We start from the raw sequence: 17,330 nt of genomic DNA on the forward strand, positions 1-17,330 counted from the left end.
CTTGCGAGGCCCCCTCACCCACCAGCCCCCTCCCGCAAAAACCGCACCTACCAGCCGCCTCGCCTACCGAACCTCACTTACGTTCCAGCCCGCTCACCGCTCGGCCGTTCATCGTCTCTGTGGAATTGTCAAAGAACCTGAAAGCTGTGGAGCTGTCGAACGATTCGAGAGGGTCGTTCTTGGGTTGTCTCGAGAAGGTGATGCGTGCAGTCCGTGGGCTGGGAGGCGAGGTGGCGGCTCCCAACTCGGCGTCAGCCCAAGTCCGGTAGGGCAGGCGAGGCGACCACACTTCCCGTGGTTTTGCGCACGCCAGCCCGACACGAGCAGCCGGGTGTCACGCTGCCCGTGAACCCCACTTCCGGCAACTGGAATCGACTGCCGTGGCGACCCGTTCCCCGAGGTGATGTTTGTCGTTGACGTGCGGGGTGTGGGAGGGGTCCAACGCCGCCGGAGCAATCCAACCGACCCGGCCCGGTGTCGGGGAGTCCTTGCCCAACATCACCGTCTTCCAACCGTGTTCGCTGTCGTTGACCATGGCGTGGTGGTGATCGCACACCAGGGCGAGGTTGGTCAGGTCGGTGGGGTCCGCCCTTGGCCCAATCGATCACGTGATGGGCCGCGCACATGCTCGCGGGCACGTCGCAGCCGGGGTGGGTGCAGCCACGATCGCGGGCGATCAACGCCAGGCGCTGCCCGGAGCTGGCGAGGCGTTCACCGTGAGCGAGGTAGAGCGGGATCTCGTCCTTGTCGAGCACTGCCAACACCGGGCGAGAGTTCTTGGCCAGCTTGAGGGCTTGGCTGATCGACAGGTGCCCACCGGAGGCGGTGGTCGCCACGCCCGCGCCGCGTTCGAGGTCGGCCAGGCTCATCGTGACCACGACCTCGACGGGCAGGCCACGGTGCTTGCCCAGCTTCACCGGCTTGCCCGGCTCCGCCGCAGCGCCAGCGACACCCGTAGCGGCAGCAGTATCGGCGGGGGTGTCGGTGACCGGCTGCAGGGCGGTGACGAGTGCGAACAACGCGTCGTGGGTGCGCTGGGCGGCATCGCGACGATCGCGACGCGCGGCCGCCTCCAGCACCTTCGACTCGACCTTGGCGGTGGCCGCGAGGATCTCGGTGTCGGCGTCGTCGAGGTTGCACATGCCCGGCCGTGCCAGCTTGGCGAAGATCGCGTCCAGCAACGCCCGCAGCTCCGGGGTGAGCCAGCCCTCGATCTTCGACATCCCATCCACTCCCGGACGGCTGATCGTGATCCCACGACGGCGACGACGATCGGCATCAGAAATGACCGTGCCCTCAGGATCCAGGTGAGCGAGGATCTCGCGTCCGATCTTGGGCAGGTCATCGGGCATGCCGGTCACGCAGTGCTCGACCAGCAACGCCTCGGTCTCGACCCGTGCCGGAGCAGGGACGTCGGCGGGCAGATGCGTCATGATGTCCACGATGCCGCGCACATGATCGCGGGAAATCACGCCCGTCTCAAAGGCGTTCGCGGTCGCCGCCAGGGTGATCGGGCGCGGCTTGCCGTCGGCTCCGAGGAACTCCCCACACGCTGCGGCGATCTTCACCCGCATCGACGCGTCGTAGCGCGACAGGCCCAGGGTTTGGCGCAGGAACGGGACCGCGTCCTTGACTCCGGCCTTGCGCGGCAGATCCCGCTCCGAGATTTCGATGACGAGAGCCGAATCCAATGCCGAGAGTTGGCGCTTGCAAATTTCCAGGCGGCGCACGAATTCCACGACATCGGTGTCGGTGAGGCGGTTGAGTCCGCCGTGCACGACAGTGTCGGTGACGTCGGTGACCGCGGTCATCAGGGCGCTGATGCCGGTGGTGTCGAGTGATTCCCCCTTCGAATTCATGCTCTAATTCTACCGCGAATTCGATCGCAATAGAAGGCGAATTGCGTTGTGATATAAGGATTTTCAGTAATACCAGACGGTCGCCACCCTAATGCTTTTCTTCTTCAGCATCTCTAATTTCGAATACCTCCCGAGCGGCAGCAATCCCATTCAGCGCCGCCGGAAATCCCGCATACCCAGCCATCTGGGTAATCGCTTCGATGACTTCTTCCCGCGTTCCACCAACATTGAGCAGCCCGTGAATGTGGACCCGGAGCTGCGGTGCGGCCGTGCCCAGGGCGGTGCAGGCCGCGATTGTCGCGAGCTCGCGGGTGGCCAGGTCGAGAACCGGGCGGGAGTAGACGTCGGCGAAGGCGAATTCGATGACGTAGCGAGCCATATCCGGGGCGATGTCGGCGAGGGCGGCGATGACCTGGTGTCCGGCTTCCCCGTCGATGCGGTTGAGGGCCTCCAAGCCGCGTTCGTATCGTTCCTTCGCGGTTTCTTCGCCGGGGTTCGGGGCGAGGACGATCGGGCTCGCGAGATCCGGGCGGTCGGTGAAGGCCGCCTTCGCTACGGCAAGACCGTTGAGGGAGGCCGGGATTCCTGCGTAGACGCTGATGTGGATGATGGTCTCCACGACTTCCGCCGGAGTGACACCCACATTCAATGCGCCGTCGATGTGGAATCGGAGTTGCGGGGCCGCCGTTCCCATGGCCGAGAGCGCGGCGACATTGATCAGCTGCCGTTGCCGCAAGGTCAGACCCGGGCGGCTGTAGATGTCGCCGTAGCCGAATTCCACCGTCAGTCGGGCGAGGTCCGGAGCCGTCTCGGCGATGCGCGCGATGACCGCATCGGCCGCAGCGCCGCCAACGGTCCGCAATACCTCGAATCCACGGTCGTAGCGGCTGTTGGAAACGGACGAAGCATCATTCATGGCATCTCTTTTCTCACTCGGGATCGAAAGCCAGCGTTGTCGATGGATCGCACATGTGCCAGTGCCTGTGTTGCCCAGGTCGCCGGAACCGGGGGTCCAGCAAACCCACCCCTGAATCCGTGATGGGTATGTTCGGGAGCTATGGATGGGCAACTGAGGCGTCGGTCAGTGTTGGGGCTGGGTTCGGCGGCGGTGCTGGGGACGGTGCTGACCGCGTGCGGTGGTGGCAAGAAGAAGCATGACAAACCCGCCACGTCGGCCACTCCGGCGAGTCCTCCACCAGCGACGGGCTCGCTTCCCGACACCATCATGATCATTCGCCACGCGGAGAAGCCGACCGGATCGGGGAAGCCCTACGGCATCACCGCGGACGGTGAGCAGGACGAAGAGTCGCTGACCGTGCGCGGATGGACGCGGGCGGGTGCGCTGGTCGAGTTGTTCGATCCCTGGAACTCCGACGGCTCACCCGCCTCGCTGCGGCCCGGATTGCTCCGACCCGCAGCGATTTACGCCTCGGATCCGGGCAGCCACGGGAGCAAGCGGCCCGAGCAGACAGTGACTCCACTGGCGGCCGCACTGAACGTGAAGATCGACGCGCGGTTTCCGAAGGGGCAGGAGGCTCAGCTGGTCGCCGCGTTGTCGGGTGTCGCGGGGCCGGTCCTCATCAGTTGGCAGCACGAGAACATCGGAGCGATCCTCGCCCAGTTGAGCGGTATCGCTCCCGCGCCGCCCAAGTCGTGGCCCGACGATCGCTTCGACATCGTCTACGTCCTGACCCGCAACGGCACCGGGTGGACCTTCACCCAGGTGCCGCAAATGCTGATCGCCGGTGACTCCCCCGCGCCTATCGCGTGAAATCCGGTCGGCGGCAGCGATTCCCGATCACAGTGCTACACCGACAAGGTGACCGATCACATACGTGGTGATCATCGCCAGCGCACCGCCCGCCAATACCCGCACCGTCGCGCGTGCCACCGGCGCCTGACCCAGATGCGCACCCACGGCTCCGGTCAAGGCCAGCGCCGCGAGCACCGCGATCATGGTCAGCGGCACGCGAATCGCGTGCGGCGTCAGAATCGCCAGCAATGGCAACAGCGCGCCCAGGGTGAACGACAGCGCCGAGGAGAACGCGGCGTGCACCGGATTGGTGAGCTCCTCCGGATCGATGCCCAATTCGGCCTCGGCGTGGGCGAGGAAGGCATCGCGTGCGGTGAGTTCCTCCGCGACCGTCTGCGCAGTGGCCGCGGATAGGCCCTTCGCGCGATAAATGGCAGCCAGCTCGGCCAATTCGGCCTCCGGCTGCTCGGCCAGTTCTCGTCGTTCGGTCTCCAGCAGCGCGCGCTCGCTGTCGCGCTGCGTACTCACCGACACATATTCGCCCAATGCCATCGATACCGCGCCCGCGGCGAGCCCGGCCACGCCCGCGGTGAGGATCGCCGTGCTATTGCTGGTGGCCGCCGCCACACCCACGACAATGCCTGCCACCGAGACGATTCCGTCATTGGCGCCCAAGACGCCCGCGCGCAGCCAGTTCAGCCGCGTCGCCAATCCCATCGCATGCGGTTCGGCCTGATGCGCGACCGCCACCGAGCCTTCGAAATCGTCCCTCACCAGGGGAACGGTAATGCTTCAGACGGTTTCCCGCCAGCAAAGAAAGGCTCACCGAAATTAGGTAATGCATTGCATACCAAGGTATTTCGTATCCATATGAAGCCGGGTGAGCCGGGTCACGGCGGTCGCGACGCGTTTGCGACAAGGATTTTCTCGGCGGATCGAGCCATGGACGCGGCCGGTTAGCCGTAGCGTTGACATCGGCGCGAATCGGATCAGTCAAGAGAGCGGCGTGATGCGGCCACAACCGGCAGCGATCGGGTACCTCCGGCATGACGTGTCGGGGGCGCAACAGCAGTGGGACGAGGCCCAGATTCAACATCTGGCTCGCCGACTCGGCTATGACCTCTGCAAAACACTGATCTTCGGTCCCGAAACCGATCGACCCTACGTCCGCGTCCGCACCGCTCTCTCCCGCCTCGAGGCGGACGCGGTCATCATCCCGAGCCTCGCCCATTTCGGCGGCCACATCCCCGACGACATCGTCCAGGTGGCCGACATCATCACCGTCAGCCCCGAAAACACCTACGCCCGCTGGGTGATTCCGCCGGACAGGTAGACGAATTCGCTAGTCGAGTATTTCTCGAACTCGCTTGGCGAAGGCGTCGGGTTGTTCCATGAACCCGCCGTGGCCGCCGGGGAACATGGTCGGTTCGATGGCGAGTTCGCGGCTCAGGGCGCGCGAGGTGCGGTCGCAGAACTGGTTGGTGGACTCGTCGCCGATGCCGATGATGATTTTCGTGGGGGTGGCGCGGAGTGCGTCCAGGGAAGGCTGCCAGCCGGAAGTCGGGCGGAGTTCGTGGTGGTAGAAGTAGTCGTCCGAGGCTATGGAGCTCGGGGCGCGTTCGCCGCCGAACATCTGCTGCAAGACCTCCTCGGGCATGGACATGCCGGTCATGGTGAAGAATTTGCGGACCGCGCCGAGGACGTCGCCGGTGTCGTAGGTCGCGATGATGTCCTCGGTCTCCGCGCGGATCTCGTCGCGATTGTCGAGCAGCTCGGCCAGCGGGGGCTCGTGGGCGATGAGGGTGGACACCAGGTCGGGGCGGGCGATGGCCAGGGCCAAGCCGGTGATCGCACCGCCGCTGGAACCGAGCACGATGGCCGGGCCCATCCCGACATGTTCGAGGACGCGAGCCAGATCGTCGGCGCGCAATTCGGGCGTCGAATCCTTGTCCGTAGGGGTGACACTGCGACCGTGGCCGCGCGGGTCACTGCCCAGGACGGTGTAATCCGAGGCCAGCAGCTCGGCCACCGGGGCGAACGGGCCCGAATCCATCGGGGACCCGATCAGCGAGAGAAGTGGGCCGCTGCCGCGGTACTCGTAGTAGATGGTGCCGTCCGGCACCGCGACGGTTCCGGAGGTGACGGGTGCGGTCGAGGTCATGGTTGCTCCCAGCGTTGAACGACGCGAACACCAATTCAGACGGTACGACCGCCCCCAATTCACCGCTGCCGGAACGGGAATACGCGGCGGAAACCCTCAGTCTCGACGCGGTTCCGGCAACGCGCAGGCCATGCCCTCGGCCATACCGGTCGGCCGCACGCCGAGCGCCTGGTTCACTCGCGCGCGCTGGTTCTCCCAGGCCACCGCCGCGGCGAGTTCGGCCAGCTGTCCCTTGCTCAAATGCGTCAGCAATTCGGTGCGGATGTCCTCGAGATCCGGTGCGGCCGGGGTGACGGTAATGGCCTCCGCGTAGGCGATGACCAATTTCTCGAGATCGTTGTAGGCGTCGCTGTCCTTGTACTTCGGCAGCTCGGTGACCTGTGCCTCGGTGATTCCGCCGTAGTGCGCGAGGGTCGAACCGATATCGAGGCAGAACTGGCAATTGACCAGCGCCGCGGCCTTGAGCTCGGCCAGTTCCTTCAGATGCGGATCCAGCCGGTTCGACAACAGCAGGGCGGTTTCGTAGAAGCCGGTGCTCAGCAGTAGGAACGGGCGGCGGATGAGCCAGCCGACCAGATCGGTCCTATTCTGCCGGGCGCGGCCGAATGCCTTGAGGTAGTGCCAGATTCGGGTAATGGCTCGCATGCGCTGTGTCCCCTTCGCGTTCGCGGATGCTCCCAATGGATCCATCCTAGGGCGAAAACGACGGGGCGTAGTAGAAATTCGGATCAGCGGTCCAGGTCGATCGCGCTCGGGCGACGCACCGGAGCATCGGCCTGCCAGGAGCACAGTATGCGCAGCGCCTCGTGGCTGGGCGATCCCTCCGGCGCGGTGTAGGTGACGAGCGTCTGATCCTCGGCCGTGAGCACCTGCAGCACTTGCCAATCCAGTTCCAGATCACCGACGACCGGATGGCGCAGGAGCTTGCGACCACCGGCGAGCGTGCGGACGCCATGTCCAGCCCACCAGCGCCGAAAGTCCTTGTCCTGCACCGACAGCTCCCCCACCAATTGCGCCAGCCGTGGATCCCCGGGCGTGCGGGCGGCGGCCATGCGCAGCCGGTCGACGGCCTCGGCGGCAACCTGATCCCAGTGCGCGAAGAGCCCGCGAATGCGCGGTTCGAGGAAGACCATGCGCACCAATGCGCGCTGGGCCACCGGAATCTCGGCGAAGTCCAGGAACAGCGCCGCCGCCCCGGCATTCCAGGCCAGGATGTCGGTGCGTGGGCCGAGCACCAGGGCCGGTGCCGTCAGCGCGGCGAGCAGATCCCGCAGTGGCGCACCGACTTCCGGCTCCTCGGTCCGTCCGGAACGCGGGCGCACCTGCACGAGCATCCGCAGATATTCGTGTTCTTCCTGGGTGAGCCGCAGCGCCCGCGCAATCCCGGCCAGCAGGTTCTCCGAGGCCGCCGACACCCGCCCCTGTTCGAGCCGCGTGTAGTGATCGACGCTCACCGCGGCCAGCATGGCGACCTCCTCCCGCCGCAGACCGGGCACCCGGCGGGGATTCCCCACCGCGGGCAGTCCGACCTCCTCGGGAGACACGGCCGCCCGCTTGGCCTTCAGAAATTCGCCGAGCTCACTCACGCACCCAGTGTCGCATTGCCGACCGACCGGTTCCTGGTGGTGCCATCCCCAGGAACGTCATCCCCCGGTACAACGCCTCCTGGTTGACCCCGACGATTCCCGCGAATCTCAATGGCATGACAACGCTTTCGATGGAAACCGCAGCCCGCCTCGCCGACGCCGGACACAAGGCCGCCGACGCCATGAACGTCCCCATGATCATCACCATCGTCGACGCCGCGGGCTATCTCCTGCACTCGAGCCGCAAGGAGGGCGCCCTGCTGGGTTGCATCGACCTGGCGCACCGGAAGGCCAAGACCTCCGTGCTGTTTCGCATGCCCACCGCCGCACTCGGTGAACTCTCGCGTCCGGACGGCCCGATCTACGGGATCGAGTCGAGCAATGGCGGCCTGATCTCTTTCGGCGGCGGTCTGCCCATCACCGATGCCGAAGGCCGCGTCATCGGAGCGGTCGGCGTCTCCGGCGGCATTGCCGACCAGGACGTTCAGGTGGCCGAGGCCTGCCTCGCCGCGCTCTGACCACTTCGAGACCTCGATATCCGCTTGGCGATCTCTCCAATCCTATGTAGATTAGGTAACTACCTAAGCTAGATAGGAAGGAACGTCATGATCAGGTCCGACACGCTGCGCGTCCCCGGCGCGACCCTCTACTACGAGGTCCGCGGGGACGGGCCGCTGGTCTTGTTCATCCCCGGCGGTGGCGGCGACGCGGGAACCGTCGATCCCATTGCCGAACTGCTCGAGGACCGGTTCACCGTCGCCAGCCTCGACCCGCGCGGCTATTCGCGCAGCGTGCTCGACGGGCCGCAGGTGACGCAGCGGGTCGAGGTGCAGAGCGACGACGTGTATCGCCTGCTCTGCCACCTCGGAGAGGAACCGGTCTTCGTCGTCGGCGGCAGTTCGGGTGGCATTGTCGGACTCGATCTGCTGGCCCGGCACCCGGAGCGGGTGGCCCGACTCGTGGTGCACGAACCGCCCCTGTTCGCCGTACTGCCCGATGCGGACGAGCAGCTCGCCATGGTGGAGGAGGTCGATACCCTCCTGCGCACCGAGGGATTGGCGGCCGCCAACGCACGATTCCTGACCGCGATCGGAAATGCGATGAAGCCCTCGCCCGCCGTCGACGACCTGCCGCAGCGCACCGCCGACATGTGGGCGCGGCTCATGAAGAACGGCCCGCTCATGATGGAGTACGAATTCCGCGAGTTCACCTCGCACAGACCGGATTTCGCGGCCCTGAGCGCGGTCGCGGACAAGCTGGTCCTGGCCGTCGGCCGCGAGACCCGCGGGCTGCTGCCGTCCCGACCGGCCGTGGAGATCGCGCGGCGGCTCGGCCTCGAGGTCACCGAGTTTCCGGGCGCGCACAATGGCATGCGCACCGAAGCGCCGGAGATCGCCGAGCAACTGGCCGAGATCTTCACCGCTCACCTGCGGGTTCGAGAAGGCGAGCCCTGTTAGCGTCAGGCCATGATCACTGGCGCGCACACCATCCTCTACGCCGAAGACGCCGAGGCCGCGCGGGCCTTCTTCCGCGACGTCCTCGGCCTGGCCCACGTCGATGCCAATAACGGGTGGCTGATCTTCAAGTCCCCGCCCGCCGAACTCGCCGTCCACCCCGCCGAGCCCGCCGACACCGGGCGGGCCGAGCTCTACCTCATGTGCGACGACCTCACCGCCACCATGGACGAATTGCGCTCGAAGGGCGTCGAATTCACCTCCGAGGTGACAGATGCGGGCTGGGGTCTGCTCACCCGACTGCGAGTGCCCGGGGCCGGGGAGATCGGGCTGTACCAGCCCAGGCACGCTACGGCCTACGATCTTCCGTGACCTGAGGCCGAACTCGTTCCGGCCGTGAGCCTTCCGTGACAGCCTGGAGCGAGGCCCCGACCTGCGGGGCGGTAGGGAGAGGGCTCACATGATTCTGGTGACGGGCGCGACCGGCAATGTCGGCGCCGAACTCGTGCAGGCGCTGGCGGGCGGCACCGAGCCGGTGCGGGCCTTGGTGCGCGATCCGGCCAAGGTGACGCTGCCCGCCGGGGTCGAGGCGGTGTCCGGCAATCTGACCGCGCCGGAATCCTTGGCACCGGCCCTCGACGGAGTGCGAGCGGTGTTCCTGCTACCTGGCTATCCCGGCGTCGCACAGGCCGCAGCCAAGGCGGGTGTGGAGCACATCGTGCAGCTCTCGGGCGTCTCGGCCGCGACCCGCAATGCCCGCAACGCCGTCACCCGCTACATGATGGCCTCCGAACAGGAGGTCACCGATTACAGCGCGGCCTGGACCATCCTGCGCCCCTGCGCCTTTGCCTCCAATGCCCTGCGCTGGCTACCGCAGCTGCGAGCCGGAGACGCGGTGCGGGTGCCGTTCCCGACGGTTCGGACGGCGATTCTGGATGCCTTCGACCTGGCGGCCGTGGCGGTCCAGGCCTTCGCCGACCCGCTGCTGCGCGGTGAAATCCTCTGGCCCACCGGACCCGAATCCTTGCTGCCCGCCGACCAGATCGCGATCCTCGGCGAGGTACTGGGCCGCGAGCTGACGTGCATCGGGCTCAGCGACGAGGAGGCGCGCGCGGACATGCTGCGGACCACGCCCGTCGAATACGTCGACGCCTTCTTCGAGTTCTATGTCGACGGTGTCATCGACGAATCCATCGTTCGGCCCACCGTGGAACAGATCACCGGCCGCGCCCCGCGAACCTTCCGACAGTGGGCCGAAATTCACGCCGACGCCTTCCGCCAGGACGGGACCGACCAGTAGGTCGCCGCGCGCAGCAGCCATTCGACGGGACCGTACCGATGCGTCCGCAGCCACCAAGCGCTCATTCGCAGTTGTGCGGCATACGTGGCGAGAGCGAGCAGAACCACCACCACGGGATGCACCCGATCGGCCAGGGCCAGGCCATATCCGGTGTAGAGGAGCATCATGACCACCGACTGGCCGATATAGTTCGTCGCCGCCATGCGCCCGGCGGGCGCGAGCCACCCGACCGGGCCCGCCCAGCGGTAGCGGGTCAACCAGACAATGGCGGCCGCGTAGCCGACGGTCAGGAACGGATTGGCCAGTTCTTGCACGCCGAACCAATACGACGGCATCGCATCCAGGGTCGACAACGTCACCGTGACGGCGGAAACCGGCAGTCCCACACCGAAACCCAGCGCCAGGGCGCGCGGCAGCCAGCGGCTGATCCAGTCGGGATCCTCAAAGATCCGCCGCTTGCCCGCTGCCAGTCCGATCAAGAACATGCCCAACGCCGGAATGCCCTGCCCCAACCAGGTGAACAGCATGAACTGCGGCCCGAAGGTGAGCTGGGCGGCGAAGGTGTCGCCGAAAGTGCCGGTGAAGCCATCATGCATGCGCTGCACATCGAAAACCTCACCCAGACCGGAGATTCCGCCATTGCCGGGCACGAAGGCCAGCAAAGAGAACGCGACATAGAGCACCAGGCCGGTGATGACCGCGGTTCTGGGGCGAATTCCGCGCAGCAGCACCAGAATCAGGCACAGCCCGGCGTAGAGGGTGAGGATGTCGCCGATCCAGAGCAGCATCACGTGCGCCAGCCCGACCAGGAAAAGTGCCAGGCAGCGGCGCAGCAGTCGCGGCACCGGCGCGGCTCCCGCGCGCTGTGCGGCGGCGATCTGCAGGGTGAACGAATAGCCGAACAGGAAGGCGAAGAGCAGATAGAACTTTCCCAGGAACAGCCCGTCGATCAGGCCGTAGACGAATCGATCCGCCGTGCCGTCGAACATCGGCCGTAGCTCGCCGCCCACGCTGGCCGACGACCAGAGCATGGTCGCCACCACCGTATTGGTCACGAGGATGCCGAACAGCGCATAGCCGCGCAGGCTGTCGACCACGCCGATGCGCTGTCCCTGGATCGCACCGGTTACCTGCGTTTCGACCTGCTCGGACATGCCCCCCACGCTATGTCCGGGCAGGTCGAGGCCACATCCATCGCAGACCCTGATTCCAGTGCGACCTCAGCGGTATTGACAGCCGTCCACAGTCATCCCCTGGCGGGACTGCGTCGCGCCAGAATTCGTTCGATGACCTCGGTCAACACGGCACCGGGATCGGCGGGGACCTCGGTCGTTCGCCAGGCGATGAACTGATCGGGGCGTACCAGAATGGCACCCGATGCATCGATGCCGACGGTGCGCAGCCATTCGGTCTCCGAGGCGGGAATTCGGTGCACCGTCAGATCGAGCGACAGCGCCGCACCCACCTGGTGCGCGGTGCGCGTCCAGGTTTCGTCGGCGGTCAACAGCGTCACACCGGACACGAGATCCAGCGTGGAGATTCGCTTCCCGTGCTGCTCCAACCATCGATGCGGCAGCCGTGAGCCCGGCGTGCCGTCGAGGACGAGCGAAACATCCTCGGTATCGGGCAGTTCCGGCTGCGGGTCGACCACGGCGGCGGAGTCGTATCGGTAGCCCAGGTGCACCAGCGGTGCGTTGAGCACGCCCGCGGCCCGGCGCGCGGCGGCGATCTCGGGAGTGTTCTCCCAGTGCAGGCGCGGATCCGGCCAGCGGCGCACGGCCTGATCGAGCGTCATGGTCGCGACCGCGTGGCGTTCGACCTGGTAGGTGTCCAACAGTCCCGCGCCCGCCCAACCCTGGTGCACGGCGGCGATTTTCCACGCCAGATTGTGGCCGTCGGCGATCCCGGTATTCAGACCGAAGGCACCCAGGGGCGACACCGCGTGCGCGGCATCACCGACCAGGAACACCCGTCCGTCCCGGAAACGATCGGCCACGAAAGCCTGTGGCCGCCACGGCAACACGCTCACGACCTCCGCCTCCAGGGCCGGGTCGCCCACAGCCGCGCGAATCAGCTCGAGGCAGCGGGCCTCGGTGAAGGCGTCGATCCCGGCGTCGCCATTGACATGCAGGATCCATTCCTTGGCCCCGTCGACGGTCACCAGCAGTCCGCCCACGGCGGGATTGTCGATATTGCAGCTCACGAAGCGCCGCCCTTGCAGATACGGCGTCAGATCGGCGCGAAAGAGCAGGCTCATATTGGTTTTTCCGATCGGACCCGGTCCGGTCACCCCGATGCCAAGTGCGGCGCGGACGTCGCTGCGCAGCCCGTCGGCGGCGATCAGGTAGTCCGCGTGCACGATGTCCCCGCCCGAGAGCACCGCCCGCACGCCGGACTCGTCCTGGGTGAACGACTTGAGCCGGGTCGAATACCGCACCACCGCACCGCGTTCCCGCGCCGCGGGCAGCGTCACGCTGTCGAGATAGTTCTGCGGGCAGGTGCCGCGCAGGATCCCCGGACTCACGGGCTCGTCCTGCGTCGCGGCCGGAACCCGTACGGGCTCGGGCGTCGCCAGCTTCGTGAAATCGGTCTCGACGAGCGTGGTCGCGGCGACCTTGGCCCGCATTCCGGCCAGGTCCACGCTCACCGCGTTCACCGCCTCCTGCAAACCCTCCGCGCGAAACATCTCCACGGTCCGCCACCCGACGCCGGTGGCCCGCGGATGCGGCGACGGACCGTCCTGCCGATCCACGACCAGGGTCGGCACGCCCTTGCCCGCGAGGAACAGGGCGGTGGCCAGACCGACCGAACCACCTCCCGCGATCAGCACCGGAATCTTGGTTTCTGTCATCACAATCCCCTTATGGATACACCGTAGCCGTTACGGATACACCGTAACCACAGTGCTATGGTGAGCGCAATGGAAGGGAGTGAGGAAATGACCGAGGGCACCCCGCCGGTGGTGTGGAGCAAGCAGCGGCGCGACCCGGCCCGCCGCGCCCCGAGCGTCGATCGGATCGTCGCGACCGCGCTCGCCATCGCCGACGCCGAGGGACTCGAGGCGGTGTCCATGCGCCGCGTGGCCGGTGAGCTGTCCTCCGGAACCGCGTCGATGTACCGGTATGTCGCCAATCGCGACGAGCTGCTCGATCTGATGATCGATGCGGCTCAAGGCGATATCGATCTGCCGCCCCTGACCGGGGACGGGTGCGCGGATCTCGCCGCGCTCGCGCGACGGCAGCGGGAGACGTTATTGCGGCATCGTTGGCTGGGCGCGGAACTCTCCGGCCGCCCGGCACTCGGCCCGAATGCGCTGCGCCGCTTCGACACCGGCATGGCCGCGGCCCTGCAACTCACCGACGACATCAATGTGGCCGCGCGAATCGTCGACACCGTGTCGTCGTATGTCTCCGGGGCGGTGAACGGAGAGGTCGCCGAATACCGACTGCAGCAGCGCACCGGGCTCACCGAGGATCAGTGGCGGGCCAGTGTCGGACCGTATCTGCGGTCCGCCCTCGCCACCGGCGCGTACCCGGCACTGTCGCGTCGACTGCACGAGGCCGACGACCCCACTGCCGCAGAAAGTTTCGAGTTCGGGCTGGCGTGCGTGCTGGAGGGGGTCAGTCGCGTCGCTCGGTCGCCTCGGTGACGCGCTGCAGGAGTTCCTCGAAGCGGCCGTCGCGTTCGGCGGCGGCCGCTATTGCACCGAGGTTCTCCTCGTTCCACACGTCGAGTTCCAGGAACCGCGCCAGACTCTCCGAGGACATGGCTCCGGCGATGGGAACCAGTTCGGCCCAGGAGTTCTCGCGATGGGTGGCGTTCACCATGTGCACGAGCACCTCGGTGTCCATGCCCGCCGCGACATCGGCGACCCGGGCCAGAGTCTTGTCGCTGAGCAGCACCAGGAAGGTCGATGCCTCGGCGAACAGGTCCTTGTCATATCCGACCTGCAGGACATCGCGAATGCGATCCTCGGGCAGCTCGGCCATGACCGGTTCGAATCGGTCCGCGACCCGGTCGAGTTCGGCATTGAACGCCACCATGAGCAGGTCCTCCCCCGATTCGACATAGGGCAGCACGGCGAGCAATTGCGCATCCGATGTCGCGACCAGGAAGCGAGCCAGGGTCACATAGTCCTTGCGGCGCAGCATTTCCCGCAGCACCGGGACCAGCACGTCGGTGTCGAATCGCTGGACAATGGGCGCGGCCGCTTCCGGATCGACATACGGTGCGACGTCGGCGAGGAATTCCACCGGCACGTGCCCGATCAACGCCACCGCGCGGTCCGGGCTGAGCGAGCTGGCCACCATGCCGCACAGCATCGGCCCGAAGAACCGGGTCGCGATGGCGACGACCACTCCGTTCGGCAGCAGTCCGCTCACCCGGGCCAGCCGGTCGAACATCGGTCGATAGGGCGCGTCGAGGGCGTGATAGATGCCGCGGCGAACGCGGCGGACCGCGACCGGGTCACTGTCGAGCAGGAACGCCAGATCCTCGGGCGCGACCTGCAATTCGCGTGCCAGCTTCACCACCTCGGCGCGGGCGGCCAGACTGGTCATGAGCTCACCTCAGGTAAAGAGCATGCGGCGGGCGACCGGCCGCAACAGGGCGGCCACCAGGGTGAGACCGTTGTCGATGGCCGCGTTCAATTCCCGCTCACGTCGATCCCGCGCGCGTTCGAATGCCGCGCGTAATACGGCGTATTGCCCCTCGTCGAGCTCCCCCAGCGCTTCGATATGCGCGCGCGGAACGCGACTGATATCGACCAGTCGTTCTATTTCCGACACCATGTCAGCGTATCCGAATCCGATTGGGCGCATCGGTATTTCGGCCACGCTCCCGCCAGGCCCGAACCAGCAGCACCGACGCGGCCGCGACCCACCACAGCACCTGAATGCTCGCCGACAGCTGCACCGCGACCGGGACCGTGATATCCGGCACGGTCGCGATGCCCGCCACCGCGAATGCCGCACCCAACAGGATGGCGAGATATCCGAGCAGACGCGGCAATACCGATGACCCGAGGATGACAACGCCGAGCGACACGAACAGCAGCGGGGCGGCGACAAAGAAATACAGGTGCTGCACGCCGCGAATGAGATCGGTGCTCAGCCTCGGCATGGTCGCCGAATGCGTCTGCAGTTGCGTCAAATAGCAGACGACCTCGATCAGGTTCACCGTCATCAGCGTGGCGGCACCGAACAGCGTCATCCAACCCGCCGGGCGACCGGTCGCACCCGCCAGCACGACGATGGTGACCGTGAAATACACGATGAACACCGGCCCGACCGCCTGCAGCCACGCACCCCACGCAATCGAATCCCGGTTCTGATCGATGAATTCGGTCAGCTGCCGACCGGTGGCGTTCTCGGGTGGACCGTTGTTGATGGAGAAGGAGACGGCCAGCATCACACTGCCGAGCAGTGCGCTCAGCGCGGCCGGGACGGGAATGGACCGGAGTGCCCGCACATCTCACGAACGTACTCCGGTCGTGTCCGGTTCATCCCATTCAGTCGCGCAGCAGATCGATAACCTTTGTTTCGGAGAGCTCGCCGTAGCCCGCGGCCACCAGACGCTCGAAGATGTCCTGCGCGGTGTGGCCCAGTGCCGCGGGAGTGCCGACCGCGTCGGCGAGTTCGACACCGATGCGGGTGTCCTTCAGGCGCAGGTTGGCGGTGAAGGCGATGTCGCGATCGTGGCTGCCCGCGAGCATCTCCCGGCACATGCGGATGACGGTGGGGCTGGCCGCGCCGCCCTGGGACAGGGTGGCGGTGACGGTCGCCAGGTCCAGTCCGGCGAGCTCGGCGGTGCGCAGGGCCTCGGCGGTCGCGGCGATCTGGATCGAGCCGAGCAGGTTCTGGATGAGCTTGTAGCTGGTGCCCGCACCGACCTCGCCGAAGCGAACGATGCTGATGCACAACGGTTCCAGCAGCGGACGGGCGGCATCGATATCCGCGCCGTCACCGCCGAGGAAGAGCACCAGGGCTCCGGCTGCGGCCGCATCGGGCAGTCCGGTCACCGGCGAATCGAGATAGCGCAGACCGTGCGCGGCCGCGTGCTTGGCCAACTCCAACACCCACGGGCGGGACAACGTGGAGAACTCGACCGCGAAGGCGTTCGGCGCGTACTCCCCCGCCAGCGCACCGTCGGCACCCAGCCATGCCGCGCGCGACGCGTCGTCGTCGGCGACCATCGCGAAGATCGCCTCGGCCCCCTGCGCCGCCTCGCGCGGTGTGGCGGCGAGAGTCGCTCCCGCCGCGACCAATCCGGCGGCCTTCTCCGGCGACCGGTTGTAGACGGTCACCTGATGCCCGGCGGCCACCAGGCGCGCCGCCATCCCCCCACCCATCCGACCCAAACCCAGGAACGCAATTCTCGCCACGGGCAGCACCCTACCGAGTACGGATCGCCCCCGGCCAACCGAATTCCGGGTTAGGCTTCCCACCTTGAGGGTTGGGGGTGCGATGACGAATTGGCTACTGCTGCGCGGATTGACACGCGACCAAAGACATTGGGGCGAGTTTCCCAAACGGCTGTCGGCCGCGCTGGGTTCCCGCGTGGTGACCATCGATCCGCCGGGCTTCGGCACCCAGAATGCCCGGCCGTCGCCGCGCTCGATCCCCGAGATCGTGGACGATATCCGCGCCCGCTTCGAACCTGGCGACGAGAAATGGTCGGTGCTCGGCATTTCCCTGGGCGGCATGATGGCGATGAACTGGTGCGCCCGCTATCCGAGGGAGTTCCAGCGCTGTGTGCTCGTGAATACCGGTGGCCCCGCGGTCTTTCGGCTCCGTGGCTTCAACTGGGGTGTACTGCCGGTCTTCGCAGGCCGCACCCTGCGCACCGATCTCGCGCACGAATCAGCGGTCCTTGCCCTCACGGCCAACAACCCGGCCCTCGATGTCGCGACGCTGGCCCGAACCTGGGCGCGGTATCAGACCGAGGCCCGCCCGCTGCCCGCCAGCATTCTCGGTCAGGTCATGGCCGCCGCCACTTTCCGCCTCCCCCAACACATTCCGATCCCGTTGTTGATCCTGGCCTCCAAGGCCGATCGGCTCGCCCCGTACACCATGTCCGAGCGCCTGGCGCAACGGTTCGCGGCACCGCTGCGGCTGCACGAGAAGGCGGGCCACGATCTGCCCCTCGACGACGCCGACTGGGTCTGCGCCAGCGTCGCCGACTGGCTCACCGCGCAGGGCGAGCCCCGGGGTTGATCG

Annotated in this window: 20 protein-coding genes; 8 read left to right on the forward strand and 12 right to left on the reverse strand. The window is 66.8% G+C overall.

From position 1 onward, the window contains the following. Positions 1 to 251: 251 nt before the first annotated feature. Both VMT40_RS23575 and VMT40_RS23580 read right to left on the reverse strand, forming a co-directional pair. Positions 252 to 1,859 carry an HNH endonuclease signature motif containing protein gene (locus tag VMT40_RS23575; protein ID WP_326360828.1) on the reverse strand — a complete coding sequence of 536 codons (1,608 nt, stop codon included), beginning with the start codon at positions 1,857 to 1,859 and terminating at the stop codon, positions 252 to 254. Between the two features lie 88 nt (positions 1,860 to 1,947). Next, entirely contained in the window at positions 1,948 to 2,775 is an 828-nt protein-coding gene (locus VMT40_RS23580; protein WP_326360829.1) for a carboxymuconolactone decarboxylase family protein, read from the reverse strand. A gap of 141 nt (positions 2,776 to 2,916) precedes the next feature. Here VMT40_RS23580 and VMT40_RS23585 point away from each other — a divergent pair, with 141 nt between their 5' ends. After that, positions 2,917 to 3,630, forward strand: coding sequence for a hypothetical protein (locus VMT40_RS23585; protein ID WP_326360831.1), 714 nt, complete (start codon positions 2,917 to 2,919; stop codon positions 3,628 to 3,630). A gap of 27 nt (positions 3,631 to 3,657) precedes the next feature. Here the strand turns inward: VMT40_RS23585 and VMT40_RS23590 are convergent, their stop codons facing one another. Then, a complete protein-coding gene (locus VMT40_RS23590; protein WP_326361734.1) occupies positions 3,658 to 4,329 on the reverse strand; it encodes a VIT1/CCC1 transporter family protein in 672 nt (223 codons plus the stop codon). Between the two features lie 292 nt (positions 4,330 to 4,621). Here VMT40_RS23590 and VMT40_RS23595 point away from each other — a divergent pair, with 292 nt between their 5' ends. Next, the gene (locus VMT40_RS23595; RefSeq protein WP_326360832.1) at positions 4,622 to 4,945 is read left to right on the forward strand and encodes a hypothetical protein; all 324 of its coding nucleotides are present in this window, start codon (positions 4,622 to 4,624) and stop codon (positions 4,943 to 4,945) included. Between the two features lie 9 nt (positions 4,946 to 4,954). Here the strand turns inward: VMT40_RS23595 and VMT40_RS23600 are convergent, their stop codons facing one another. The 3 genes from VMT40_RS23600 to VMT40_RS23610 form a co-directional block, all read right to left on the reverse strand. Continuing rightward, positions 4,955 to 5,773, reverse strand: a complete 819-nt coding sequence (locus VMT40_RS23600; RefSeq protein WP_326360836.1) for an alpha/beta fold hydrolase — start codon at positions 5,771 to 5,773, stop codon at positions 4,955 to 4,957. A 96-nt stretch (positions 5,774 to 5,869) separates the two neighbouring features. Then, positions 5,870 to 6,418 (reverse strand): carboxymuconolactone decarboxylase family protein, encoded by a 549-nt coding sequence (locus VMT40_RS23605; protein ID WP_326360838.1) that lies wholly within the window; start codon positions 6,416 to 6,418, stop codon positions 5,870 to 5,872. 83 nt (positions 6,419 to 6,501) lie between these two features. After that, complete coding sequence (locus tag VMT40_RS23610) at positions 6,502 to 7,359, reverse strand: helix-turn-helix domain-containing protein (protein ID WP_326360840.1); 858 nt, start codon at positions 7,357 to 7,359, stop codon at positions 6,502 to 6,504. Between the two features lie 116 nt (positions 7,360 to 7,475). On the opposite strand from VMT40_RS23610, the gene VMT40_RS23615 reads away from it, so the two are divergent. From VMT40_RS23615 to VMT40_RS23630, 4 genes are all read left to right on the forward strand, one after another. Further along, positions 7,476 to 7,877, forward strand: a complete 402-nt coding sequence (locus tag VMT40_RS23615) for a GlcG/HbpS family heme-binding protein (protein WP_326360842.1) — start codon at positions 7,476 to 7,478, stop codon at positions 7,875 to 7,877. Between the two features lie 87 nt (positions 7,878 to 7,964). Next, positions 7,965 to 8,816: an alpha/beta fold hydrolase gene (locus tag VMT40_RS23620; protein WP_326360844.1), complete on the forward strand. Its 852-nt coding sequence runs from the start codon at positions 7,965 to 7,967 to the stop codon at positions 8,814 to 8,816. A gap of 9 nt (positions 8,817 to 8,825) precedes the next feature. Next, positions 8,826 to 9,185, forward strand: a complete 360-nt coding sequence (locus VMT40_RS23625) for a VOC family protein (RefSeq protein WP_326360846.1) — start codon at positions 8,826 to 8,828, stop codon at positions 9,183 to 9,185. Between the two features lie 88 nt (positions 9,186 to 9,273). Then, entirely contained in the window at positions 9,274 to 10,113 is an 840-nt protein-coding gene (locus VMT40_RS23630; protein ID WP_326360848.1) for an NAD(P)H-binding protein, read from the forward strand. Here the strand turns inward: VMT40_RS23630 and VMT40_RS23635 are convergent. Continuing rightward, the gene (locus VMT40_RS23635; RefSeq protein ID WP_326360850.1) at positions 10,074 to 11,267 is read right to left on the reverse strand and encodes a DUF418 domain-containing protein; all 1,194 of its coding nucleotides are present in this window, start codon (positions 11,265 to 11,267) and stop codon (positions 10,074 to 10,076) included. The two genes, VMT40_RS23630 and VMT40_RS23635, sit on opposite strands and share 40 nt — an antisense overlap. Positions 11,268 to 11,359: 92 nt before the next feature. Further along, the gene (locus VMT40_RS23640; protein ID WP_326360852.1) at positions 11,360 to 12,964 is read right to left on the reverse strand and encodes an FAD-dependent monooxygenase; all 1,605 of its coding nucleotides are present in this window, start codon (positions 12,962 to 12,964) and stop codon (positions 11,360 to 11,362) included. Between the two features lie 87 nt (positions 12,965 to 13,051). On the opposite strand from VMT40_RS23640, the gene VMT40_RS23645 reads away from it, so the two are divergent. Continuing rightward, on the forward strand, positions 13,052 to 13,762 hold the full coding sequence (locus VMT40_RS23645) for a TetR/AcrR family transcriptional regulator C-terminal domain-containing protein (protein ID WP_326360854.1): 711 nt from the start codon (positions 13,052 to 13,054) through the stop codon (positions 13,760 to 13,762). Here VMT40_RS23645 and VMT40_RS23650 read toward each other — a convergent pair. The 4 genes from VMT40_RS23650 to VMT40_RS23665 are packed head-to-tail and all read right to left on the reverse strand — an operon-like array spanning position 13,734 to position 16,495. After that, a complete protein-coding gene (locus VMT40_RS23650; protein ID WP_326360855.1) occupies positions 13,734 to 14,672 on the reverse strand; it encodes a hypothetical protein in 939 nt (312 codons plus the stop codon). The two genes, VMT40_RS23645 and VMT40_RS23650, sit on opposite strands and share 29 nt — an antisense overlap. Positions 14,673 to 14,681: 9 nt before the next feature. Next, entirely contained in the window at positions 14,682 to 14,900 is a 219-nt protein-coding gene (locus tag VMT40_RS23655; protein WP_326360856.1) for a hypothetical protein, read from the reverse strand. A 4-nt stretch (positions 14,901 to 14,904) separates the two neighbouring features. Further along, positions 14,905 to 15,582 carry a hypothetical protein gene (locus VMT40_RS23660; RefSeq protein ID WP_326360857.1) on the reverse strand — a complete coding sequence of 226 codons (678 nt, stop codon included), beginning with the start codon at positions 15,580 to 15,582 and terminating at the stop codon, positions 14,905 to 14,907. A 40-nt stretch (positions 15,583 to 15,622) separates the two neighbouring features. After that, entirely contained in the window at positions 15,623 to 16,495 is an 873-nt protein-coding gene (locus VMT40_RS23665) for an NAD(P)-dependent oxidoreductase (protein ID WP_326360859.1), read from the reverse strand. An 82-nt stretch (positions 16,496 to 16,577) separates the two neighbouring features. Between VMT40_RS23665 and VMT40_RS23670 the strand changes: the two genes are divergently transcribed. After that, a complete protein-coding gene (locus tag VMT40_RS23670) occupies positions 16,578 to 17,327 on the forward strand; it encodes an alpha/beta fold hydrolase (protein WP_326360861.1) in 750 nt (249 codons plus the stop codon). Positions 17,328 to 17,330 lie beyond the last annotated feature (3 nt).

Origin of the sequence: Nocardia sp. CDC160, assembly GCF_035818795.1 — a bacterium.
Lineage (GTDB): Bacteria > Actinomycetota > Actinomycetes > Mycobacteriales > Mycobacteriaceae > Nocardia.